At 38.8% G+C, this 21,690-nt stretch carries 20 protein-coding genes; 18 read left to right on the plus strand and 2 right to left on the minus strand.

The features are described from left to right. The first annotated feature begins 1 nt into the window (after position 1). The 8 genes from ACIFOD_RS10670 to ACIFOD_RS10705 all read left to right on the plus strand — a co-directional run bounded on the left by ACIFOD_RS10670 (position 2) and on the right by ACIFOD_RS10705 (position 9,868). On the plus strand, positions 2-652 hold the full coding sequence (locus ACIFOD_RS10670) for a YneB family resolvase-like protein (protein ID WP_430314556.1): 651 nt from the start codon (positions 2-4) through the stop codon (positions 650-652). A gap of 105 nt (positions 653-757) precedes the next feature. Continuing rightward, positions 758-991 (plus strand): DUF896 domain-containing protein, encoded by a 234-nt coding sequence (locus ACIFOD_RS10675; protein ID WP_113968105.1) that lies wholly within the window; start codon positions 758-760, stop codon positions 989-991. Between the two features lie 186 nt (positions 992-1,177). After that, positions 1,178-3,181: a transketolase gene (gene tkt, locus ACIFOD_RS10680; RefSeq protein WP_430314557.1), complete on the plus strand. Its 2,004-nt coding sequence runs from the start codon at positions 1,178-1,180 to the stop codon at positions 3,179-3,181. A gap of 270 nt (positions 3,182-3,451) precedes the next feature. Next, on the plus strand, positions 3,452-3,889 hold the full coding sequence (gene sirA / locus ACIFOD_RS10685) for a sporulation inhibitor of replication protein SirA (protein ID WP_430314558.1): 438 nt from the start codon (positions 3,452-3,454) through the stop codon (positions 3,887-3,889). A gap of 84 nt (positions 3,890-3,973) precedes the next feature. Further along, positions 3,974-4,195: a YneF family protein gene (locus tag ACIFOD_RS10690; protein WP_044337285.1), complete on the plus strand. Its 222-nt coding sequence runs from the start codon at positions 3,974-3,976 to the stop codon at positions 4,193-4,195. Positions 4,196-4,381: 186 nt separating this feature from the next. After that, positions 4,382-5,503, plus strand: coding sequence for a CamS family sex pheromone protein (locus tag ACIFOD_RS10695; RefSeq protein ID WP_430314559.1), 1,122 nt, complete (start codon positions 4,382-4,384; stop codon positions 5,501-5,503). Positions 5,504-6,310: 807 nt separating this feature from the next. Next, positions 6,311-8,059: an ABC transporter transmembrane domain-containing protein gene (locus ACIFOD_RS10700; RefSeq protein WP_430314560.1), complete on the plus strand. Its 1,749-nt coding sequence runs from the start codon at positions 6,311-6,313 to the stop codon at positions 8,057-8,059. A 3-nt stretch (positions 8,060-8,062) separates the two neighbouring features. Beyond that, a complete protein-coding gene (locus tag ACIFOD_RS10705; protein WP_430314561.1) occupies positions 8,063-9,868 on the plus strand; it encodes an ABC transporter ATP-binding protein in 1,806 nt (601 codons plus the stop codon). Between the two features lie 90 nt (positions 9,869-9,958). Here ACIFOD_RS10705 and ACIFOD_RS10710 read toward each other — a convergent pair whose 3' ends face one another. Beyond that, positions 9,959-10,135, minus strand: a complete 177-nt coding sequence (locus tag ACIFOD_RS10710; protein WP_113968098.1) for an aspartyl-phosphate phosphatase Spo0E family protein — start codon at positions 10,133-10,135, stop codon at positions 9,959-9,961. 266 nt (positions 10,136-10,401) lie between these two features. Here ACIFOD_RS10710 and ACIFOD_RS10715 point away from each other — a divergent pair, with 266 nt between their 5' ends. The 4 genes from ACIFOD_RS10715 to ACIFOD_RS10730 all read left to right on the plus strand — a co-directional run bounded on the left by ACIFOD_RS10715 (position 10,402) and on the right by ACIFOD_RS10730 (position 12,841). After that, positions 10,402-11,109: a cytochrome c biogenesis CcdA family protein gene (locus tag ACIFOD_RS10715; protein ID WP_428973962.1), complete on the plus strand. Its 708-nt coding sequence runs from the start codon at positions 10,402-10,404 to the stop codon at positions 11,107-11,109. A gap of 120 nt (positions 11,110-11,229) precedes the next feature. Then, positions 11,230-11,589, plus strand: coding sequence for a response regulator (locus ACIFOD_RS10720; protein ID WP_397551610.1), 360 nt, complete (start codon positions 11,230-11,232; stop codon positions 11,587-11,589). A 121-nt stretch (positions 11,590-11,710) separates the two neighbouring features. Next, positions 11,711-12,190, plus strand: a complete 480-nt coding sequence (locus ACIFOD_RS10725) for a CcdC family protein (protein ID WP_113968095.1) — start codon at positions 11,711-11,713, stop codon at positions 12,188-12,190. Between the two features lie 171 nt (positions 12,191-12,361). Beyond that, complete coding sequence (locus ACIFOD_RS10730; RefSeq protein ID WP_427597414.1) at positions 12,362-12,841, plus strand: site-2 protease family protein; 480 nt, start codon at positions 12,362-12,364, stop codon at positions 12,839-12,841. A gap of 146 nt (positions 12,842-12,987) precedes the next feature. Here the strand turns inward: ACIFOD_RS10730 and ACIFOD_RS10735 are convergent, their stop codons facing one another. Further along, positions 12,988-13,413, minus strand: coding sequence for a DUF2621 domain-containing protein (locus ACIFOD_RS10735; protein WP_430314562.1), 426 nt, complete (start codon positions 13,411-13,413; stop codon positions 12,988-12,990). Between the two features lie 200 nt (positions 13,414-13,613). On the opposite strand from ACIFOD_RS10735, the gene ACIFOD_RS10740 reads away from it, so the two are divergent. From ACIFOD_RS10740 to ACIFOD_RS10765, 6 genes are all read left to right on the plus strand, one after another. Further along, complete coding sequence (locus tag ACIFOD_RS10740; RefSeq protein ID WP_430314563.1) at positions 13,614-14,939, plus strand: ATP-binding protein; 1,326 nt, start codon at positions 13,614-13,616, stop codon at positions 14,937-14,939. A 242-nt stretch (positions 14,940-15,181) separates the two neighbouring features. Next, positions 15,182-15,691 carry a hypothetical protein gene (locus ACIFOD_RS10745; protein WP_430314564.1) on the plus strand — a complete coding sequence of 170 codons (510 nt, stop codon included), beginning with the start codon at positions 15,182-15,184 and terminating at the stop codon, positions 15,689-15,691. 106 nt (positions 15,692-15,797) lie between these two features. Further along, positions 15,798-15,935 (plus strand): YvrJ family protein, encoded by a 138-nt coding sequence (locus tag ACIFOD_RS10750; protein WP_430314565.1) that lies wholly within the window; start codon positions 15,798-15,800, stop codon positions 15,933-15,935. 183 nt (positions 15,936-16,118) lie between these two features. Beyond that, the gene (locus ACIFOD_RS10755) at positions 16,119-17,264 is read left to right on the plus strand and encodes an exonuclease SbcCD subunit D (RefSeq protein ID WP_430314566.1); all 1,146 of its coding nucleotides are present in this window, start codon (positions 16,119-16,121) and stop codon (positions 17,262-17,264) included. Further along, positions 17,261-20,395, plus strand: a complete 3,135-nt coding sequence (locus ACIFOD_RS10760; protein ID WP_430314567.1) for an AAA family ATPase — start codon at positions 17,261-17,263, stop codon at positions 20,393-20,395. Before ACIFOD_RS10755 ends, ACIFOD_RS10760 begins: the two co-directional genes overlap by 4 nt. A gap of 206 nt (positions 20,396-20,601) precedes the next feature. Beyond that, a complete protein-coding gene (locus tag ACIFOD_RS10765) occupies positions 20,602-21,681 on the plus strand; it encodes an endospore germination permease (protein WP_430314568.1) in 1,080 nt (359 codons plus the stop codon). The last annotated feature ends 9 nt before the right edge of the window (positions 21,682-21,690 follow it).

Below are 21,690 nucleotides of genomic sequence, written 5' to 3' on the forward strand. Positions count from 1 at the left end.
GATGGAGGCAGTAATTTACTGCAGAGTCAGTACAAAGAAAGACACGCAGGAAACATCCTTGGAACGCCAAGAAGAGGAACTAGTGAAATTAGCGCAAGACCACCAATACGAAGTGGCTGCTATCATAAAAGATCAAGCAAGCGGTTTTGAATTAGATCGTCCTGGTGTTCTTGAACTTCTTGATTTGATTAAAGATGAGTCGATTGAGGCTGTTCTCATACAGGATGAAACAAGAATTGGCAGAGGGAATGCCAAAATTGCTCTCATTCACTGTTTACTAAAAGAGGAAGTCAAGATTATCAGTCAAACCCATAGTGGGGAGCTTCACTTATCTGAATCTGATTCTATGGTGATTAATATTGTAAGTATGGTTGAGGAATATCAAAGAAAACTCCATAATTTGAAAATCAGACGAGGGATGAAAAGGGCAGTGGAAAATGGTTTTCAACCTCATAAAAATCTAAAGAATAAAGGAAATGTGGATGGAAGAGAGCGGATCGAAGTACCGGTTGAGGAAATTGTTCGTTTAAGGAAGAACGAACTGACTTTTGCTGAAATTGCAGCAACATTAAGAGGGTTCGGGTATGATGTCTCTAAAGCTACGGTACATAGGCGTTTTAAAGAATATATGACTTCAGTTGAAAATGCGTAACTCTTGTTTTATCTTCTTGAATCTAGTAACATGACGATAGAAATACGTTGGAATTTTAGTTGTGTTTTAGAATTTGCTGACTATGCAATAAAGGAGTTTTTATAGATGCTTTCAAAAACGAAAATGAATAGAATCAATGAACTTGCCAAAAAGTCTAAAAGTAGCGGACTAACCGAGCAAGAAGCAAAAGAGCAGTCCAAGTTGAGAAAAGAATACCTGGAAACGTTTCGTCAATCGATGAAAGGGACCATTGAAAATACAAGAATCTTTGATCCGGAAGGTAATGAAGTGACACCTAAGAAGATCCAGGATATACAGACTAAAAAGAAAATGCATTAGATTAATGAACGGCCAGGTCCATTTTAAAATGGACCTGGCCGTTTTTTTCATTCTTAACCCTTATGAAATCATAAGGTTTTTTATTTTCAACGATCATAAAGTCATGTTATCATTCAAGATAGTTGTATAAACTAACAAAGAAGATTAATATTAATAAGGTACATTAAAAGGAAGGATGTCTGACATATGTTTGATAACACAGATCAATTAGCAATTAATACAATCCGTACATTATCTATCGATGCAATTGAAAAAGCAGGTTCAGGACACCCTGGAATGCCTATGGGAGCAGCTCCGATGGCGTATGCTCTTTGGACAAGATTCATGAATCATAATCCGAAAAATCCTGAGTGGTTTAACCGGGATCGCTTCGTTTTATCCGCTGGTCATGGATCGATGCTATTATATAGCCTGCTTCATTTATCGGGTTATGACGTTTCAATGGAAGATCTTAAAGAATTCCGTCAATGGGGAAGTAAAACACCGGGACACCCGGAATACAAACATACCCCAGGTGTTGAAGCCACGACTGGACCACTTGGACAAGGAATCGGTATGGCAGTCGGTATGGCATTAGCTGAAAGGCATTTAGCTTCTACATACAATAAGGATCAATACAATATGGTAGACCATTTTACATATTCTATTTGTGGAGATGGAGACTTAATGGAGGGTGTGGCCTCTGAAGCAGCTTCATTAGCAGCTCACTTGAAATTAGGTCGACTTGTCGTTCTCTATGATTCAAATGATATTTCACTTGATGGAGAGTTAGACAAATCTTTCTCTGAAAGTGTGAAAGGCCGCTTTGAATCGTATGGTTGGCAATATATTCGTGTTGAAGATGGGAATGACCTTGATGAAATCTCCAAAGCAATCGAAGAGGCTCAAGGTGATACTAGCCGTCCTACTATGATCGAAGTTAAGACGGTCATCGGATACGGAGCTCCTAATAAATCAGGGAAATCTGCTGTTCACGGTGCTCCACTAGGTGAAGACGAAATGAAGCTTACGAAAGAAGCTTATCAATGGACGTTTGAGCAGGATTTCCATGTACCTGAGGAAGTTTACAGCAGATTCGAGGAAAGAATCCAACAAGCAGGTTCTGAAAAAGAAGAAGCTTGGGCTGAGCTATTCATTAAATATAAAGAAGAGTATCCAGAGCTTGCTGTCCAATTAGAAGCAGCAATCAAAGGTGATCTTCCAGAAGGTTGGGATCAAGATATCCCGGTATATGAAGAAGGAAAAGCACTAGCAAGCAGAGCTTCTTCTGGTGAAGTGTTAAATGCGATTGCAAAGAAACTTCCTTCATTCATTGGTGGATCAGCTGACTTAGCCGGATCTAACAAGACGATGATTAAAGATGAAGCAGACTTTACTCATGAATCGTATGAAGGTCGTAATATCTGGTTCGGTGTTCGTGAGTTCGGTATGGGTGCAGCCATGAATGGTATGGCTCTTCACGGCGGTCTGCACGTATTCGGAGGGACATTCTTCGTATTCAGTGACTATTTAAGACCTGCTATACGCTTAGCGGCTCTAATGGGCTTACCTGTGACATATGTATTCACGCATGATAGTATTGCTGTCGGAGAAGATGGACCTACGCATGAACCTGTAGAACAGCTCGCTTCACTTCGTGCCATGCCTAACCTTTCTGTTATCCGCCCTGGTGACGGAAATGAAGTTGCTGCAGCATGGAAATTATCCTTAGAGTCAAAGGATCAGCCTACGATGTTAGTTCTATCTCGTCAGGACCTCCCAACTCTTAAAGGTACTGCAGATAAAGCATATAACGGCGTAGATAAAGGAGCATATGTGGTATCTGCTTCCGGCAAGGAACAGCCTGATGCCTTACTGATTGCAACTGGTTCTGAAGTGCATTTAGCAGTAGACGCTCAAAATGCACTTGAAAAAGACGGAATCAGCGTATCTGTCGTAAGTATGCCGTCTTGGGATCGCTTCGAGAAACAATCAAAAGAATACAAAGAATCTATTCTGCCTAAGAGTGTGAAAAAACGTCTTGCTATCGAAATGGGATCTCCAATGGGTTGGGATCGCTATGTAGGAGACGAAGGAGACATCTTAGCGATTGATGGATATGGTGCATCTGCACCTGGAGCAAAAGTCATGGAAGAGTACGGCTTTACATCAGAAAATGTAGTTTCAAGAATCAAAGCATTGATTCAGTAATAATATAAAGACATCAAAGGTCGACTCCTTAATACTCTTAAAGGGGTCGACCTTTTTTAAGCTGAATGGAATTGTCGATTAAAAAGAGTATGTGTGAAAGAGAATGGGTAAATGATGATAACTCCCCATACTTTACAACTTGAGACAATCCCCGATATTTTGAGTTCACTTGCCCTTCGACAAAACTAGTGTAGATTTTCAACAATTTCCGACAATGACTCCTCTCTAGTTGATTTATACTATATGAAAGAAAGGTAGGAGGGTGTAAAGGTGCGAAACTATCAAATCTATTGGATTGAAGAAATGTTTGTTCAGCACTATTATGGTCGGGAAAGAATATTCTATCAGCTGTTTTCCGAATGGGAAGTAAGTTCAGGGGAGCTTCACGATATCATCTCGAAACAAGTAAATTACATTACCAGGCCAATTCCATACCTTCCTACTCAAAGAATCCTGCAGCACGAGATCAGTAAAATTGAAGGAGCGGCTTGGGTTGATTCTGTTGCAACAATTGAAAGGATCGATTCAGGTGCTACACTTGTTCTCAATGAAAAATGGATGACCCTCAATGCTTGGGGTCACGATGAATCTGAATATATATTTTTTGAGATCCTGCGCAGAAATATGGGTCAATTGCTCGCGATCGATATCCAAAATGAACGTTTTGGGTGGTTAAAACCGATAAAACAAAGAAAATTTATATATTAATAAGAAATTATGACAGAAATATTGTATAATGTTTCATGGTTTAGTACACTTTTATAAGGACAACATGAAGGAGGAAGTAAGAGTATGTCAACGACTGGGTTACTTATTCTAGTTGGAGTTCTAGCATTACTAGCTGGAGTTGCACTAGGATTTTTCATTGCTCGTAAATATATGATGAGCTATCTTAAGAAAAATCCACCAATTAACGAGCAAATGTTACGCATGATGATGATGCAAATGGGTCAAAAACCTTCCCAAAAGAAAATCAATCAAATGATGAATGCAATGAATAAGAACATGAAGTAATAGATAGAAGCACTCAGTTGATGAGTGCTTTTTCTATTTGTGACAAACTATTTACGATAATGAGTTTATAATCATTCCTTCGTCATTTAGGCTAAATTGATTATTTTAGTCAATTCAAAAAAACTTAATGATTATCATTCAGATTAAAATTGAATTTATGATAGAATATAGTCCGGAGGGAGTCATATGAAAAAATGGATGATTGCTTCACTGTCTCTCATGATTCTTGTTGCCGGTTGCAGCAATAAGCCTCAAGAAGTGATGGATGAAGAAACACTTGAAATTCAAAATAGTGCAGCTGGAGAAGCGCGCGAATATTTAAATTATAAAGTGCACAAAGAGAAGAAATCAATCAATCGTGGTCTTATTACGATGATGATTAACAATCGCAGTGATATGGATGAAATCGAGACTGGCCTCATGTCTTTATCCACCGAGCATTTTTCACCGGAGGATTATGTATACCAGGAAGGTCAATATCTAAAAGGTCTAAATTCATGGCTGGGAAGAAAGTCTAAATCAAATAAATTAGGGCTTAATCCTGCTCTGGAGATTAAGGATGATATGGGCTGGGAACAACAAATGGAGCTTGAAAAAAAGAATCCCATGTATCTCGCTTATATCCATGAACAGAACTACGTTGACTCAGAAGGAAAAATAAAAGGGATTTCCCTCGGTCTTGCCATGAATACCGTAGATTATATCCGAGTTGAAGATGAAAATAAGCTCATGCATTTTGATGAGGCAAAGATCGATGACCAACAGTTAGAAGAATACGGAAAGAAGATAGCTAACACCGTTGTCAGTAGGGTGAAAGCCAATAAGGAACTGAAAGATGTCCCTATTCTGATATCCCTTTACAAACTTCAACCATTGAATAGCGTAGTGTCCGGCAACTATATTACTTCCAGTTATGTTGACGAAAATGATAAATCTGCAAAAAAATGGAATGATGTAACGGATAAATATTATTACTTCCCTAGTGATGAAGGGGAAGAGAAGGATCGGGATCTACATAATCGGATACGTGATTTAGAAGATTATGTTTCGAAATATTTTTCACACCAGGATATTGAGTTTGTCGGAAAAGCCTTATACCAAAAGGACACCTTGAATAAACTCGTGATTGATGTACATACAGGAATGGTGAAAGAAACAGAACTAATAGGCTTTTCTCAGGCAATTGGTCCTGAAATTGTTGATTACTTCCCTCATACGCCCGTTTACCTATATGTGAAGACACCAAAGGGTCTGAAAGCAACCATTGTAAAAGAAGTGGACCAAGAACCATTTGTTCAAATCCATTAGTATAATATCAATTATAAGAACATCTCTTAAGACATTAAGAGGTGTTTTTTTTGATTATAAATATTATTTAAAGGCTCTCTACGTAAACATTGAGTATTTACATAACTTTCCAAAAGTGAATTTCTGTTTTAGATGAGTGTTAGTGTGAAAAAATGGACCGTTCCTTTCCGCTCCAGGCACTTGCTTTCCGCGGGGAGGAAGTCGAGCCTCCTCGGGCTTTGCCCTGCGGGGTCTCGACCTTTCCTCTATTACCCGCAGGAGTCAAGTGACTTCCGCTACAATCCACTCTGTGCTTCTTTATTCTGACTGCCGAATGATGGATAGCAAACACAAAAAACTCCTAGTTTGTTCCCAAAATCAAAATGTCTACAAAGGAGTATCAAATTAACATCATTATGATAGCTCAAAAATCAGTTATTAGTCATATTTTTATCGTTATTACTCACGAAGGATTTAGCTTGTTCTCTTTTAATTTCATTAACTATATAAAGAAAGCCGTTTTCTGCTTGTATATGATAGAAGACCTGTTTTCTTTCAGCCATTTTTTGTCTCTCTTAAGCTCTGTCACGAAATTCTATTAAAGATGGTGAGGGGAACTGCGTAGACTCTTGCGGAAGTACGGTAGTGCCGAGACCCCGGAAGCGAAGCGGTTCCCCTCACCATCCAGCACACGCTAGTTGACAGAGCTCCTGGCAGATTTTATGTTACACAACAATATTTACGAAAAGAGTCTATAAAAAGATTTCTCATTTTTTTGAAATTTGGTAAAATAAAGAGTCGATTTATTATAGATACGGGGGAGAGAGAATGAAAGTCTTTATAGATTTAAAGTGGTTTTTTCTGCAAGAGAAAAAATCATATATCACAGGAACCATCCTGCTTTTATTTGTTGCATTTCTTCAATTGATTCCACCAAAGATTGTAGGGATTATTGTGGACAGTATCAAAGAGAACACATTGACCCGTGAAGACATGCTGAAGTGGATTCTCATCCTTATCACTACGGCTCTATCCATGTACGGACTTCGGTTTGTATGGAGGATCATGATTTTTGGTTCGGCGACCAAACTTTCCCGCTTGCTTCGGAATCGGTTGTATCATCATTTTACCAGGATGTCGCCTTCCTTTTATCAAAAGAGGAGAGTCGGTGATTTGATGGCGCATGCCACAAATGATCTTCAAGCGATTCAACAAACGGCAGGAGTCGGAGTATTGACGTTTGTAGATTCCATCTCTACAGGAGGTTTCGTGATACTGGCCATGGCTTTTACAATCAGCTGGAAGCTTACCCTTATTGCTTTGATCCCAATGCCGTTCATGGCAATGCTGACGAGTTATTATGGTACCCTTCTACATAAACGATTTCATAAAGCTCAAGAAGCATTCTCATCCTTAAATGATAAAACGCAGGAAAGTGTAACGGGAATCAAGGTTCTTAAGACGTTTGGACAAGAGAAAGAGGATATCGAATCATTTAGAAAGCAATCTGATGATGTAGTGCAGAAGAATATTGCTGTTGCAAAAGTGGATTCTCTTTTCGATCCAACTATTTCCATCATAGTAGGGATTTCTTTCTTTTTATCGATTGTATTTGGGTCAAGACTTGTCGTGAGTGAAGAGCTGACAATAGGAGAACTAATCTCATTTACTACCTACCTGGGACTTCTCATTTGGCCGATGCTCGCATTCGGATGGTTATTTAATATTGTGGAGAGAGGGCGTGCGTCTTACGACCGTGTATCACAGCTGTTAAATGAAAGGGTAGACGTTAAAGATCACGAAGGGGCGTTGGATCGAGCTCCTTCAGGAAATATAGAATATAAGATTGAGTCTTTTTCTTATCCAAATGAAGATGTGCATGCATTAGAGAATATTCACTTTTCCTTAAGGAAAGGTCAAACGTTAGGAATTGCAGGGAAAACGGGAGCAGGTAAAACAACCCTGTTAAGATTATTATTAAGAGAATTTGAAGGGTATAAGGGCGAAATAACGTTCGGCGGGCAGATGATCCAGGGTTATAAATTATCCCGTTTACGTGAAAGTATTGGTTATGTGCCTCAAGATCATTTTCTATTTTCAGCCACGATTCTTGAGAATATAGCTTTCACTCATCCACTTACCCCCAAAGAAAAAGTGGAGGAGGCGGCATCACTTGCGCATATTCATGAGGATATCGTTCATTTCGGTGAAGGATACGGAACTGTGGTCGGTGAAAGAGGGGTTTCCTTATCTGGTGGACAAAAGCAAAGGATCGCGATTGCTAGAGCCCTGTTAATGAATCCAGAGGTACTCATTCTTGACGATTCTTTGTCAGCTGTTGATGCGAGGACAGAGGAATCCATTTTGACATCATTAAAGGAAAATAGAGAAGGAAAAACGACTATGATCACTTCTCATAGATTAAGCGCCATCCAACATGCAGATCTGATCATTGTTCTCGATGAAGGGAAGGTCATGGAGAGAGGCACTCATAGCGAACTGATGATGAAAAAGGGATGGTATCGGGAAATGTATCTGCGTCAACAGTTAGAAGAAATAGTGGAGTATGGGGGATAAGATATGGATACTATACCGACTTTAACGGCGAAAGAGCAGCGAAACATATTTTTTCGTCTAATGAAATATACAAAGCCGCATAAAAAAACGATTTTATTTGCATTTTCATTATTACTGCTGACAACGATAGGCGATGTCTTTGGACCAATCATCATCAAGGTCTTTATAGACGATTATTTAACCCCAAGAGAGTTTCCGTACGGTCCACTTGTAGGATTGGGAGCGACCTATTTATTCATTCAAATAGGGAATGTATTGATCTCTTACTTTCAAATATTGAAGTTCCAAGAGATAGCCCTAAAAATCATTCAGCAGATTCGTGTGGATGTTTTTACGAAGGTCCAGGGGTTAGGAATGAGGTATTTCGATAAAACCCCTGCAGGAAGTATTGTCTCACGGGTTACCAATGATACGGAAGCGATTAAAGATATGTTTGTGAGTGTGCTGGTATCCTTCATTCAGGGAGCATTCCTATTAACAGGTATCTTTATCGCTATGTTTGCACTCAATACCCGGCTGGCTTTCTTCTGTTTATTCATCTTGCCTGTCATTTTTATGATTATGAATCTTTACCGCAAGTTTAGCGCCATCTTCTATCAGGATATGCGCGAGAGATTGAGTCAGCTTAATGCAAAGCTTAGTGAGTCTCTTCAAGGAATGTCCATTATCCAGGTGTTCAGGCAGGAAAAAAGACTAAGGGAAGAATTCGGCGATATCAATGAAAAACACTATTTAGCTGGAATGAAAAATATAAAAGTGGATGGATTATTATTAAGGCCGGCCATTGATCTGGTGTATGTAGCGGCATTAATTGTAGTTTTAAGCTATTTTGGCGTGACATCATTCAATCAGCCTATTGAAATAGGGGTTTTATATGCCTTTGTTAATTATCTGGACCGATTCTTTGAGCCGGTCAATCAAATCATGATGAGACTATCCATGTTTCAGCAGGCAATCATTGCCTCTTCCCGTGTCTTTAAGCTACTGGATGAAGATGAACTTTCCCCGGCACAGAATGTAGAAAATCATTCGAAAGGAACCATCAGTGAAGGTGAAATAACATTTGACAATGTTTCATTCTCTTATGATGGGAAAAGAGATATCCTTAAGAATATTTCATTTACCGCAAGACCTGGAGAAACGGTCGCTTTAGTGGGACACACAGGTAGTGGAAAGAGCTCAATCATCAATTTACTCATGAGGTTCTATGAATTTGATCGTGGAAATATTCTAATAGACGGTCAAAATATCAGGTCTTATCCAGTAGAGGAGCTCCGTGGGAAAATGGGGCTTGTCCTGCAGGATCCATTTCTCTTCTTCGGAACAATCAGAGATAATATAAAGCTTTATTCAGAGGCCATGACGGAAAAAGAAGTGGAGGGAGCTGCCACATTCGTTCAAGCCAATACTTTTATAGAAAAACTACCAGAAGCATATGAGCATCCAGTGGTGGAGAGGGGGTCAACGCTTTCGAGTGGCCAAAGGCAATTAATCGCTTTTGCGCGAACCATCGCAACCAGACCGAAAATACTTGTCCTGGATGAAGCAACGGCCAATATCGATACAGAAACGGAAGAAGCCATTCAAGGGGCATTATCAAGAATGAGAAAAGGAAGAACAACGATTGCCATTGCTCACAGACTTTCTACGATTCAAGATGCAGACCTCATACTGGTTCTTCATCGGGGGGAGATTGTCGAGAGAGGAAGTCATCAGGAATTACTTGTTCAAAAAGGGATTTATCACAAGATGTATCTTCTTCAAAATGGCTTAATTGATGGCATGGAAGATGCCGTTACAAGTACTTGAAGGTATAAAAGGCAGACTCTATAAATTTAGAGTCTGCCTGTTGGTCGTTGATATTTATATTAGAATAGTATATTTGTATTCAATCATGCCTTAGCTCATTTGAGGTGAGCACTTTTTTATGTATAGGGAGTTGTAGCTATTTAACAGACGATCAAGTTCCTGACTAAATTGAATAGCTTGAGGTGACGTGAGTCCATTTTCAGCAACAATATCAATTAATTGAGCACGCTTTTTTTCAATTCGTTCGAGAAGCTCTTTTTTAGACACGGCTGTTTCCTTTCTTTTGTATGTCCTTACAAACGGAATACAAAACTAGTAATAACTGTAACTTTTTATTAGTATAACGAAAATCGAACTGTTTTTCAAAGCAAAATTATTGGTTTATTAAAAAAGAAAAGAGAGTTTAACACATTTGAAAAAGTAAAATGTGCATGTAATATGATGGTCACAAATCTTTCACACAAACATTCCTCATAGAAACCGGTTTTGTTTGATAGAATAGAGATATATACTGAAATGTAGGAGTTGTAAAAATGTCTGACTTTAATATTTTCTTAGCAATTGGGGCCGGTTTCCTAAGCTTCATTTCTCCATGCTGCCTTCCACTATATCCCGCTTTTCTTTCTTATATAACAGGAATGAGTGTGAATGAGCTCAAAACAGATAATGCAATGCTTCAAAGAAGAAGTTTATTACATACGTTGTTTTTCTTAGTCGGTTTCTCGGCAATCTTTATCGCCATCGGTTTTGGTACTTCCCTGATCGGAAACTTCTTTTTGGATTATAAAGATCTCATTCGTCAGCTTGGAGCTATCTTCATTGTCATATTTGGATTGGTAGTCATCGGCGTATTCACACCGGAAACATTGATGAAGGACCGTCGCATTGAATTCAAAAATAGACCGGCAGGCTTTTTTGGTTCCGTATTAATCGGAATGGCATTCGCTGCCGGCTGGACACCATGCACGGGGCCGATTCTTGCTTCGGTTCTGGCTCTTGCCGCCTCTAATCCAGGTTCTGGCGTCATATATATGACAGCTTATGTATTAGGGTTTGCCATTCCGTTTTTCATTCTGTCATTCTTTATCGGAAGAATGCAATGGATCAGAAAAAACAGTGGAAAGATTGTAAAGGTAGGAGGATATGTGATGATTGCGGTAGGGATCATGCTATTCTTTGATTGGATGACCGTCATTCTAGCTTACCTTACTTCGGTATTTGGAGGATTCACTGGGTTTTAAACCAATAAAATAATAGAATAGAATATACATTGCATTACGTTTTATGGTATAGTTTAAATGGATGAATTAGGAAATTAGATATAACAGACATCGGGTAGCGTATACGAGGAGGAAACATCTGTGGCAACGATACTTGTAGTGGATGATGCGAAATTTATGAGAATGACTCTTGGAAGCATGCTTTCCTCTGGCGGTCACGAAGTCGTAGGGGAAGCAGAAAATGGACTTATCGCTGTAGAAAAGTATCGTGAGCTTCAGCCGGATCTGGTGACAATGGACATCACGATGCCTGAGCTGGACGGAATAGAAGCGGTTAGAAGAATTTTATCCGAGTTTCCCCAAGCAAAAGTAATCATGTGTTCAGCTATGGGTCAACAAAAGGTAGTGGTGGAAGCCATTGAAGCGGGTGCGAAGGACTTTATTGTGAAACCCTTTGACGAAGTGCGGGTAGAAGAAGCCATCAAAAGAGTTTTAGGGTGATAAATCGATAGAGAGGTTAAGGCTCTATTTAACCTCTCTTTTTTGTGTTTTCGTTTTTCTCTCATTTGGGCTATAATAGGGAAAGGTATGAAAGTAGAAAATAAAAGGATGATGATGGTTTATGATGATAGCTTCATCCATTGTTGCGATTTGCATGGGTTTTATGGTGATATTTATTAGAATGAAGGCTCAGAAAAAGCCTGTTAGCAGTAAGAAGATTATCTTACCTCCTTTGTTTATGAGTACAGGTGCGTTAATGTTCTTATTTCCTGTTTTTCGAGTCACTTTAGGAGAGTTTCTAGAAGCGATTACCGTAGGCATGATCTTTTCTATATTGTTGATCAAGACTTCCAAATTCGAAATTCGTGATAATGATATTTATTTAAAACGTTCTAAAGCGTTCGCATTTATTTTGATTGGGCTCCTATTAATACGAATATTGGCCAAATCCATTCTAAGTGCATCGATCGATTATGGTGAACTTAGTGGGATGTTCTGGATTCTTGCCTTTGGTATGATAGTTCCGTGGAGAATCACCATGTATCTTCAATATAGAAAGCTGCACCAAGAGCAACAGGATTTAACAACGAATTCAATTTAATTCATGGGGAAAAATAGCAGGGTGATTCCTATCACGCTGCTATTTTATTTGGGAATTTCTTCACATGAGATTACGATTTCTTTACAAAGGAGACCAATATGCTTAGGGTTGAGGCATTTAGGGCAAAGAGAGAGATGAAGAAAATAACAAGAGATATTGGTGGGATAAGTATTGTTTACACTAGCAGATATTTGGACGTTTTTTCTGGCATTCTTTTTAACACTGCCATTGGTCACCATCGTCCATGAAGCAGGTCATATCCTCGTTGCTCGCATATTCGGTGCAAAGATAAAATTTTGCATTGGAACCGGTAAGCATTTAATGAGCATTGGTCCATTGGAAGTGAAGAGAATGTATTTTATGGAGGGTTGGTGTCAATATACAGAATTGAAGTATAATAAGGTGTGGGTTCATGTGCTTATTTACATGTCTGGAAGTTTATTTAACCTGATTGCGATTTTAGCCATTAACTTCCTGATATTTGAAGGAGTCATTCCTGTTCACATCTTTTTCTATCAATTTGTGTATTTCTCCGTTTATTTTATATTCTTTTCATTGTTTCCGTTTCGAAATGGAGAAGGGAAACCAAGTGATGGACAAGCGATACTTGACGTCATTAGATACGGTAAGGCAGAGGATCCCATTGATTAATCATATAAAAAAGGTAAACGACAATCGTTTACCTTTTTTTTGCTTTCTTCCATTTATAAAACAGGAATGCCGCACCTATAATAAAAATTAAATATAGCACAATCGGAATAATTAGTATCGATCCCATCGTCTTTCCTTCCTGTCACCTAGAATAAATGTTCGTAAGGGGTTACATCTATTTGCATTTCGTTTAGTTTTTTTCGAAGAAACTTATGATCCCGTTTCGGAGTCGCCAGGATATACCCTCTGATGACTAATTCCTGAGTAATGGAAGAGGCTCTCTCTTTTATAGCCAATTCTCCAATTTTACCTGCAATTTTTTGCTTCGCTACGTCTCTAAATAATTCGGGTACGGGTGTGACCAACTCATTGAGCATTTTCTTTTCCTCTTCACCCCATAAATGGATGGTTTCATTCACATAATGCTCTTCCCAGTCCAAATCGGATCTTCCATCCTCTTTAGGAAATCTCTTTAAGAATTTCCTGAACATAAAGAATCCACCAATAGCAAATGAAGCCACTAAAAATACGACCCAAAACAGTATGAAATATAAGAACCAACCTTCAAGCATGCTTTCACCTCAATTTTTCAAAAAGCGTATGTATCGTATTCATTATAGACAAGGGAAAAGCTTGTGACAAGAATATCGTTGTTTTTACAAAAGAAGTCTATACTGTTCTTAATTAGAAATGATATACTAATAAATAACAAATATCGCGAAAATTCTTTCTATTTCGATTCTCGTGCTTGGATGGATAGGGGGCTCACAGGATGATCTATAGAGGGAGAATAGTATCAGTGCTCATTGGACTTTTACTAGTCTTAACATGGGATTTTATTTATTACTTTGTTCTGCATTATCCAGTGGATTTGAAAGTGGATTTGGTATTCACTCTATTGATTCTCTTTATCAGCTACTATATGGGGAAGAATTATGACACAAGCTATAAAACGTTAGCTGCCCTGCGAAAGAGTGAAGAGAGGGTGAAGCTTCTCAATGAAGAAATGCAGCATGTACTTCAGAGTATAGATGAAGTAGTCTTTCATACCAATTCCAAAGGAGAGTTTCAATTTCTGAATCAATCCTGGGAAGACTACACGGGATATACGGTTAAAGAAAGTTTACATAAGAATGCACTTCATTTTATATCCCTACATGAACGTCATGAAATTCTTCGAATGGTAAGACAAAGCATAAGCTTGAAAAAGGAAAAAATGAAAATGGACTTCTCTTATCAGAAGAGGGATGGTCAGTTTCGTTGGGGTGAAGTGAATGTTAAGTTAAACTATAATGAAAATGGTGAACTTCTTGGTACGGTAGGAACCATCTCAGACATTACCGAAAGAGTACATAATGAAGAAGAATTGATTGAAATGAATGAAACGTTAGCCATTGAATCTCAAAAACTATCTGTCGCCGGGCAATTAGCAGCCGGAATTGCACATGAGGTACGTAATCCCCTTACGTCTATTAACGGTTTCTTACAGTTATTAAGAGATGATGCCGATGAGAAGACGAAGGAATACTTAGGGATTGTCTTTTCTGAAATTAAGAGGATTGAACTTGTGCTGAGCGAATTGTTGATTCTTGCAAAGCCGCAATCCGTTACATATAGACGAATCAATATTATCGAGACCCTTGATCATGTTGCGAAATTATTAAATACGAATGCCATTTTATATAATATTGAAATCCAAACCGATTTTCATGAAAGGGAGCTCCATATTCGTGGAGATGAAAATCAGCTAAAACAAGTATTTATAAACTTACTTAAAAACGCCATAGAATCGATGCCTCATGGAGGAACGATTACGATAAGTGCAGACTTGTCCTCTTATAACAAGGTTCAATTAATCTTCAAAGATGAGGGAGTAGGCATGAAAAAAGAAACGCTGGATAAACTCGGAGAGCCTTTCTTCACAACGAAGACAAAAGGCACGGGCTTGGGTCTCACCATATGTCTGAGAATTCTTCGTGATCATGGGGCGGATATCAGGGTGCAAAGCGAGCAGGGAGAAGGAACCACCTTCCATATCATGTTTGAAGCTGTTCAGGCCACAGAAAGAAAAAGGAGGGAAACCTTACAAAACCAATGAGCCAAGAACCCTTATGGATCGAACATAAGGGCTCTTTCGTGTGGATAATAGGCTGTATATTTAAAATATTTATAAGATTTAAACTTTGGAAAAATTAGAAAATTCTTCTTTACCAGTCTATTCTCCCCGTGATAAGATACTTTTTGCCGGCTTATCATTAATTGGAGAAAGCGATTTCCTATAGGAATTGCTTGCCTTCTATACTTGAACATGTTGATTGAGACAGAGAGGGGAAAACAAGTATGAAAAAAGTATGGTTTTTAGGTCTGGGTCTATCTTTAGCATTGGTTGGATGCTCCGATTCAGGTTCTGACGAAGCTAAAAAAGAGGAAACAACAAATGCAAAGGAAGAAAACGCAAATGTTGCTGGAGATATAATGGATTTTTATTTAAATTTAACAACAACAGTCAATGGTGTTGATGTTGATCTTAATGGATATGAAGAAGCGATAGCAGGAGAAGAGTTGAAAAAAATGAAGGAAGCTGCTGCAGCATCAGCAACTGAATCTGCAAAAGCGGTAGAAAGCATGGAGATCCCTGGAGGTCTTGGTGATCATAAAGATGCGGTGGAATCATTCAAATCGACCCTGACAGAATCATATAATATGAAAGCTGAAGCACTCTCTAAAGAGGGAGAAACAGATTTAACGGCAGCCAATGAAAAATTAAACGAAGCAGAAAACCAAATCAAAGAGATTCTTGATGAAGCAGGGTTAGTAAGCTCAAGCTTAATAAGTGATCTAAACGGATGATAAATTTAAAAAGCGACTCCATGAAATGATGGATTCGCTTTTTATTTTCATATAGTCTCCTTTTTCACTCCTTTTACCTATATAGAAGATGAGAGGAGGGAAAAGGATGGAAACTATTATTTCATTCGTTTCTGATGTAGGTTTTCCGATTGTTGTCACGATGTATCTGCTCTATCGTATTGAGACGAAGCTGGATGCCGTAATCACGTCGATACAAACACTACCTCAGCAGTTAAAAGAATAATAGAAAGGAGGCCCCTCATTTCACATGAGGGGCCTCCTTTCCTTTCTATTTATGAAAGCTCAATAAAGAATTAAAGTGATATAGGAACGAATGTTCTGTAAGTTGACATTTTTTTTCACGTATAACTTCTTAGTTTGATATAATTTAGGGAGATAATCAATGACCGGAGAGGGGACTACAGCAGTGAAATTTATTCATACCGCCGATTGGCATTTAGGTAAACTGGTTCATGGCATTTATATGACAGAAGAACAACGCTATATATTAGAGCAATTCATAGAACTTGTAAAAGAGGAGGAGCCCGATGCAGTCGTGATTGCAGGGGATCTTTATGACCGATCCGTTCCTCCTACTGAAGCTGTAGAGTTATTGGATGAGGTATTATTCCGGATTAATGTAGAGTTAAATACACCTATAGTGGCTGTATCAGGAAATCATGATAGTGCAGAACGATTATCATTTGGTTCATCATGGTACAAGCATAGCCACTTTTACTTGAAAGGGAAGCTGACAAATGACCTTACTCCAATCACTATTAATGGGGTTAATTTCCACTGCGTTCCCTATGCTGAGCCTGGTAATGTCAGACAAATCCTTGAAGACGATTCAATCAATTCTCATCACGCTGCAATGGAAGCGATTGTGAACCGGATTGAAGAAAAGATGAATCCGAATGAACCACATGTCTTTGTGGGTCATGCATTTGTACTTGGGGGTAAAACCACAGATTCAGAGCGGACCCTTTCTGTTGGAGGATCTGGCTGTGTCGGTGCCGATGTGTTTAAGCCTTTTCATTACACAGCCCTGGGGCATCTTCATAGTCCAGATGCTATCAAGCATGAAACGATTCGATATTCCGGATCTCTATTAAAATACTCTTTTTCTGAAGCAAGTCAGCGAAAATCAGTGAGCATTGTAGAATTGGATGGGGAGGGGTCATTCCAATTACGAGAAAAAGTGCTTCAGCCGAAACAAGATATGAGAGAACTCCAGGGACTGATGGAAGAGCTTCTTGATCCCGCATTCTATCAATCCCAGAAAGTGGATGACTATTTAAAGATTACGTTACATGATGAAGGAACGTTAATCGACCCCATCAATCAATTGCGCCAAGTTTATCCGAACGTCCTTCATTTGGAGCGGAAAATGGATCTCACCGATGCAAAAAAGAAAAATACGTTCCGTGTACTAGAGGATAAGAAAAGGTCGGAGCTTGACTTGTTTAAAGAATTCTATGGGGATATGACGACAGGTGAATTTACCGATGAAAAGGAACAAGTCCTGCAGAACGTTATTGAACAAGCGAGAAAGGAGGTCGATCAAGCATGAAGCCTCTCCAATTAGTGATGCAAGCCTTTGGACCCTATGCAGGAAGAGAAACGATTGATTTTCGTTCGTTGGGGAATCGCACAATGTTCGTGATATCCGGGAAGACTGGTTCAGGTAAGACGACTATTTTTGATGGAATATCCTATGCGATCTACGGAAAGGCAAGTGGTGAAGATCGCAGTCCGACTGAACTGAGAAGTCAATTTGCAAGTAATGATGTTATTACGGAGGTAGAGCTTACATTCAGTTTAAGAGGCAAATCGTATCGTATTTGGCGCTCCCCTCAGCAGGACAAAAAGAAAGCAAGAGGAGAAGGCTACACAACCATCAATGCCCGATCTGAATTATACGTATACGATGAAGATGGGAAAGAACAGCTACTGGCGGCTAACGTCAGAGACGTGGATGAGAAGATCAAAGGGTTAATTCAACTGGATGCCAATCAATTCAGGCAGATCCTGATGATTCCTCAAGGGGAGTTTCGAAAGCTCTTAACTTCAGACAGTAAAGATAAGGAGCTTATCCTGCAACGTCTATTCCATACAGAGCTCTATAAGACCATCCAGGAAAAACTGAAATCTGAGGCAGACGATTTAAAGAAGTCAGTAGAAACCTCTATGGAAGAACGAACAAGGGAATTACTTAGAATTCATTTTGAAGAAAATGAAGAGCTTCAATCACTATTATTAGAAAATCCACTGAATGACCACCATATTCTACACCTTCTTCCAGCTCACATAGAGAGCATGGAAATAAGGGAGAAAGAAATGCAGCTTAACTATGAAAGTGTGCAGGAGAAAAGAGATGCTCTTCAGAAGGAGCTTCAAGAGGCAGAAGGGTTGGTCGATCAATACGTTCTTCAAGAAAAACTAAGGGCTCAGAAAGAATCCCTTCTAAAATTAAAGCCTGAAATCGAATCAATCGATCGAGACATTTTATTAGCCCAGCGAGCCTCCCGTTTAGTTCCACAAGATGAGTATTGTCATAAACTAAATCGAAACTTGAAGGAACTGAAGGGTCAATTAGCTCAACTTACCGAGGAAAAGAATGCAATCTCGCAAAAGCTACTAGTAGCTAAAGAAACATTAAAAGAAGAAAAGAATAACGAAATTCTCAGAGACGAGGTTTCAAAGAAAATCACTCAACTCGAAGAAATGGAGAAAGATATAGATTCTCTGGATAAGTTGATGAAAGATACCAAAGAAATGAAAGAAAGTTATGAGAAGCAGCAAGACATCGTCAAAAAACAGAAAGAGCAGATTTCATTTTTACAAGAAGGCATAAAATCCCGGGAGAAACGACTTGAAGAAGGCGAAAATGGTCAAGAAGATTTATTTAAATTAGAAAAATCTTTGCAAGAGAATCAATCCTTTCTTGAACAGGTAAATGAAATAAAGAAGATGGATCAAAAATTTCAGCTTGTCCATAAACAAGAGCAAAAATTAAAAGAACAGTATCTTCACCTTCAAAAACAAAGTTTGGATGCGTCTGAAACTCTGGCCCATTTAGAAGAAAAGTGGCACTCTGCTCAAGCTGCTCACCTTGCAAAAGGGCTGGTTGATCATGCACCTTGTCCCGTTTGTGGCTCAGAACATCATCCACACCCTGCCGCCAGTGTTGATTCATTACCCTCTCAGGAAGATTTGAAAGTGGCGAAGGAAAAGCAGGAGGAACTCAACCAGGAAGAAAAAAGGATGAGCCTTGCGATCGCTCAAGAGGAAACAAAAATGCAGGGTATTCAGGGTCAGATAGACGATATCGTTCGGAAAATTTGTGTCAAGAAAAGCGATTTTGAGCGGGACGAAATAGATGATACTCTTTCTCAAATGACATCAGAGATGGAAGCATTGAAACGTACAATGGCTGAAAAGAAAGGAGAAGTCGAACAAGCAAAGGTACTGAGGGAGGAAGTAAGAAAAGGAAGGGAAAAGCTAGAAGAACTGGACGGCTCAAGGTTGAAAAATCTAGACAAGCTGCAGGAGCTGAATACTCTCTTCCTTACGAAGGATACGACCCTTCAAAAGGTGAAGGAAGGTATTCCTTATGAGCTCAGATCAAAAGATCAATTTAACAAAGTGTTAAAGGAGCAGAAGCAAAAAAGAGAAGAGTTGAAGACAGCATATGAGCGCGCCCAGAAGCAATACTATGAGCTTGAGAACATGTACAGCGTAAAAGAGTCACAAGTGAGAGACAAAGAAACGCAGATAGAAAAAGTAGATGATGAGATGAAAACAGAACGTGATGCATTCCTTGCGCTCCTTACAGAACAAGGTTTTTCCCATTATAAAGCATTCCAGGAAGCGAAAAAGTCTGAATCAGAAATCCTCGGTCTTCAAGAAAAAGTGAAGAAGTATGGTGAAGACCTGCGTTCTGTTTCCGATCGTCTACATGACATCGAAAAGCACTTACAGGATAAACATAAGCCTGATGTTAAAAGCATTGAAGAAAACATATCACGGGTTACCGAGGAACTTAGGCTTGTAAATGATAAACTTAATAAAATCATGACAAATACGAAAGAGAATAAGCTTATTCTTTCACGGGTGACAAGCATAAACGAAGGGATAAAGCATTTAGAATCCAGATATCAAATGGTGGGACACTTGGCAGAAGTGGCCCGGGGTCAGAATGCAAATCGAATTACATTTGAAAGATATGTGCTGGCATCATTCCTTGAAGATATTCTTCAAGTGGCAAATGAACGATTAATCAAAATGACTTCGGGGCGATATCAGCTGATTCGAAAAACGGATAGAAGTAAAGGAAACGTCCAGAGCGGTTTAGAGCTTCTCATATTTGATCAGTACACAGGTCAGGAACGGCACGTTAAAACGTTATCCGGAGGGGAGAGCTTCAAGGCATCGTTAGCATTGGCCCTCGGACTTGCAGATGTCGTGCAACAGTATGCAGGTGGCGTCTCACTTGAAACGATGTTTATTGATGAAGGATTTGGTACTCTCGATCCAGAGTCCCTTGATCACGCAATCGAAGCACTTATGGATATTCAAAGCAGTGGGAGACTAGTTGGGTTAATTTCTCATGTTCCAGAGTTAAAAGAAAGAATCGACGCTCGTCTTGAGGTCATATCCTCCCAAAGTGGAAGCAGAACCGAGTTTCAGTTTTTGGCTTAGTTCTATTCATACATGGGAGCTTCACAATAACGATGAAAACAGTCAAAGAGACCATCTCTTTGACTGTTTTCAATTGTGGCAAGGATACTTATCAGGAATATAGAAGTGATTTGGGCATGTGCGATCCTTAATTGGTATAGGAGGTTTGATTTCTTTTATGTAGGACATAAATAGAGATAAAACAGTCTGAAATTTGGAGATAACCTATGAAAAGCATTCGTCCTATTTTAATTCCCCGACAATTAATACTATTACTCATCCTTTCAACAGGCTTATTAAATCATGTCATGCTTATACCAAGCATCCTAAATGCAGCCGGGAGAGATGGATGGATCAGTATCCTCTTAACCTATCCAATATTATTTATCGTGACATTATTCATTTATTACATAGTAAAGAATTCCCCGCAGGAAGGGTTCTATCATCTACTTAATCAAAAGTGGAACAAATGGTTTGTTTTCCTATTCTCACTGCCAATGTGTTTATTTTTATTATCAAGTGCATATATAACCTTTGTTGATTTAATAATATGGTTAAGTGCCTATTTTTTAGCTGATGTTCCATCCGTATTAGTGGTAGGAAGCATCTTCCTTATCTGCTTCTTAATCAGTTGGTCAGGGATTAAACATATGGCCATCGCCAGTGGGATTTTATTGCCATTGGTTATGTTATTTGGTTTTTTTATTGCTTTTACAAACACCAATATGAAAGATCCCAGTCTATTATTCCCAATTTTCAGTAATGGATATGAGCCTGTCTTTAAAGGGATGATTTATGTATTATCTGGTTTACTTGAATTATATTTGATCGTATTAATACAGCCTTATAGTGAAGGGAAAATAAAATTTCACCATTTAATCGTTCTTGGGCTAATAATAATGGGCTTAATGTTTGGCCCATTAACCGCTTCCATAATGGAATTTGGACATATAGAATCAGCGAATATGAGATATCCAGCTTATGAACAATGGAGAATTTTATCCATTGGAGAATTTATTACTCATTTAGATTTCTTTGCTCTCTATCAGTGGTTATGTGGTGCACTTATCAGGATTAGTTTATTCATGTTTCTGTTGGCCGTTTTTTTTACGAAAAAGAAGGATCGTTATCAAATATCACTAAAAGTGATGGTGCCAATTTTTCTAATACTGCTGGTACTTATTTTTATAGATGTAGATACTTATTTTTTTTATAAGTTCTTATATGTGTACTTTTTTCCCGCAACCGTTGTCCTTTTCATCGTACAAATTATTACGTCAGCAGTGATTCTCCGATTTATAAAGTAAAGGATGTTC

The organism is Rossellomorea sp. NRS-1567 (genome assembly GCF_050467885.1).
GTDB lineage: Bacteria > Bacillota > Bacilli > Bacillales > Bacillaceae_B > Rossellomorea > Rossellomorea aquimaris_C.

What these genes read in the sequence shown, in the direction of transcription:
- ACIFOD_RS10670 (WP_430314556.1), top strand. Translation starts at nt 2, where the DNA reads ATGGAGGCAGTAATTTACTGCAGAGTCAGTACAAAGAAAGACACGCAG.
- ACIFOD_RS10675 (WP_113968105.1), top strand. Translation starts at nt 758, where the DNA reads ATGCTTTCAAAAACGAAAATGAATAGAATCAATGAACTTGCCAAAAAG.
- tkt (WP_430314557.1), top strand. Translation starts at nt 1,178, where the DNA reads ATGTTTGATAACACAGATCAATTAGCAATTAATACAATCCGTACATTA.
- ACIFOD_RS10690 (WP_044337285.1), top strand. Translation starts at nt 3,974, where the DNA reads ATGTCAACGACTGGGTTACTTATTCTAGTTGGAGTTCTAGCATTACTA.
- ACIFOD_RS10695 (WP_430314559.1), top strand. Translation starts at nt 4,382, where the DNA reads ATGAAAAAATGGATGATTGCTTCACTGTCTCTCATGATTCTTGTTGCC.
- ACIFOD_RS10700 (WP_430314560.1), top strand. Translation starts at nt 6,311, where the DNA reads ATGAAAGTCTTTATAGATTTAAAGTGGTTTTTTCTGCAAGAGAAAAAA.
- ACIFOD_RS10705 (WP_430314561.1), top strand. Translation starts at nt 8,063, where the DNA reads ATGGATACTATACCGACTTTAACGGCGAAAGAGCAGCGAAACATATTT.
- ACIFOD_RS10715 (WP_428973962.1), top strand. Translation starts at nt 10,402, where the DNA reads ATGTCTGACTTTAATATTTTCTTAGCAATTGGGGCCGGTTTCCTAAGC.
- ACIFOD_RS10725 (WP_113968095.1), top strand. Translation starts at nt 11,711, where the DNA reads ATGATGATAGCTTCATCCATTGTTGCGATTTGCATGGGTTTTATGGTG.
- ACIFOD_RS10735 (WP_430314562.1), bottom strand. Translation starts at nt 13,413, where the DNA reads ATGCTTGAAGGTTGGTTCTTATATTTCATACTGTTTTGGGTCGTATTT.
- ACIFOD_RS10740 (WP_430314563.1), top strand. Translation starts at nt 13,614, where the DNA reads ATGATCTATAGAGGGAGAATAGTATCAGTGCTCATTGGACTTTTACTA.
- ACIFOD_RS10745 (WP_430314564.1), top strand. Translation starts at nt 15,182, where the DNA reads ATGAAAAAAGTATGGTTTTTAGGTCTGGGTCTATCTTTAGCATTGGTT.
- ACIFOD_RS10750 (WP_430314565.1), top strand. Translation starts at nt 15,798, where the DNA reads ATGGAAACTATTATTTCATTCGTTTCTGATGTAGGTTTTCCGATTGTT.
- ACIFOD_RS10760 (WP_430314567.1), top strand. Translation starts at nt 17,261, where the DNA reads ATGAAGCCTCTCCAATTAGTGATGCAAGCCTTTGGACCCTATGCAGGA.
- ACIFOD_RS10765 (WP_430314568.1), top strand. Translation starts at nt 20,602, where the DNA reads ATGAAAAGCATTCGTCCTATTTTAATTCCCCGACAATTAATACTATTA.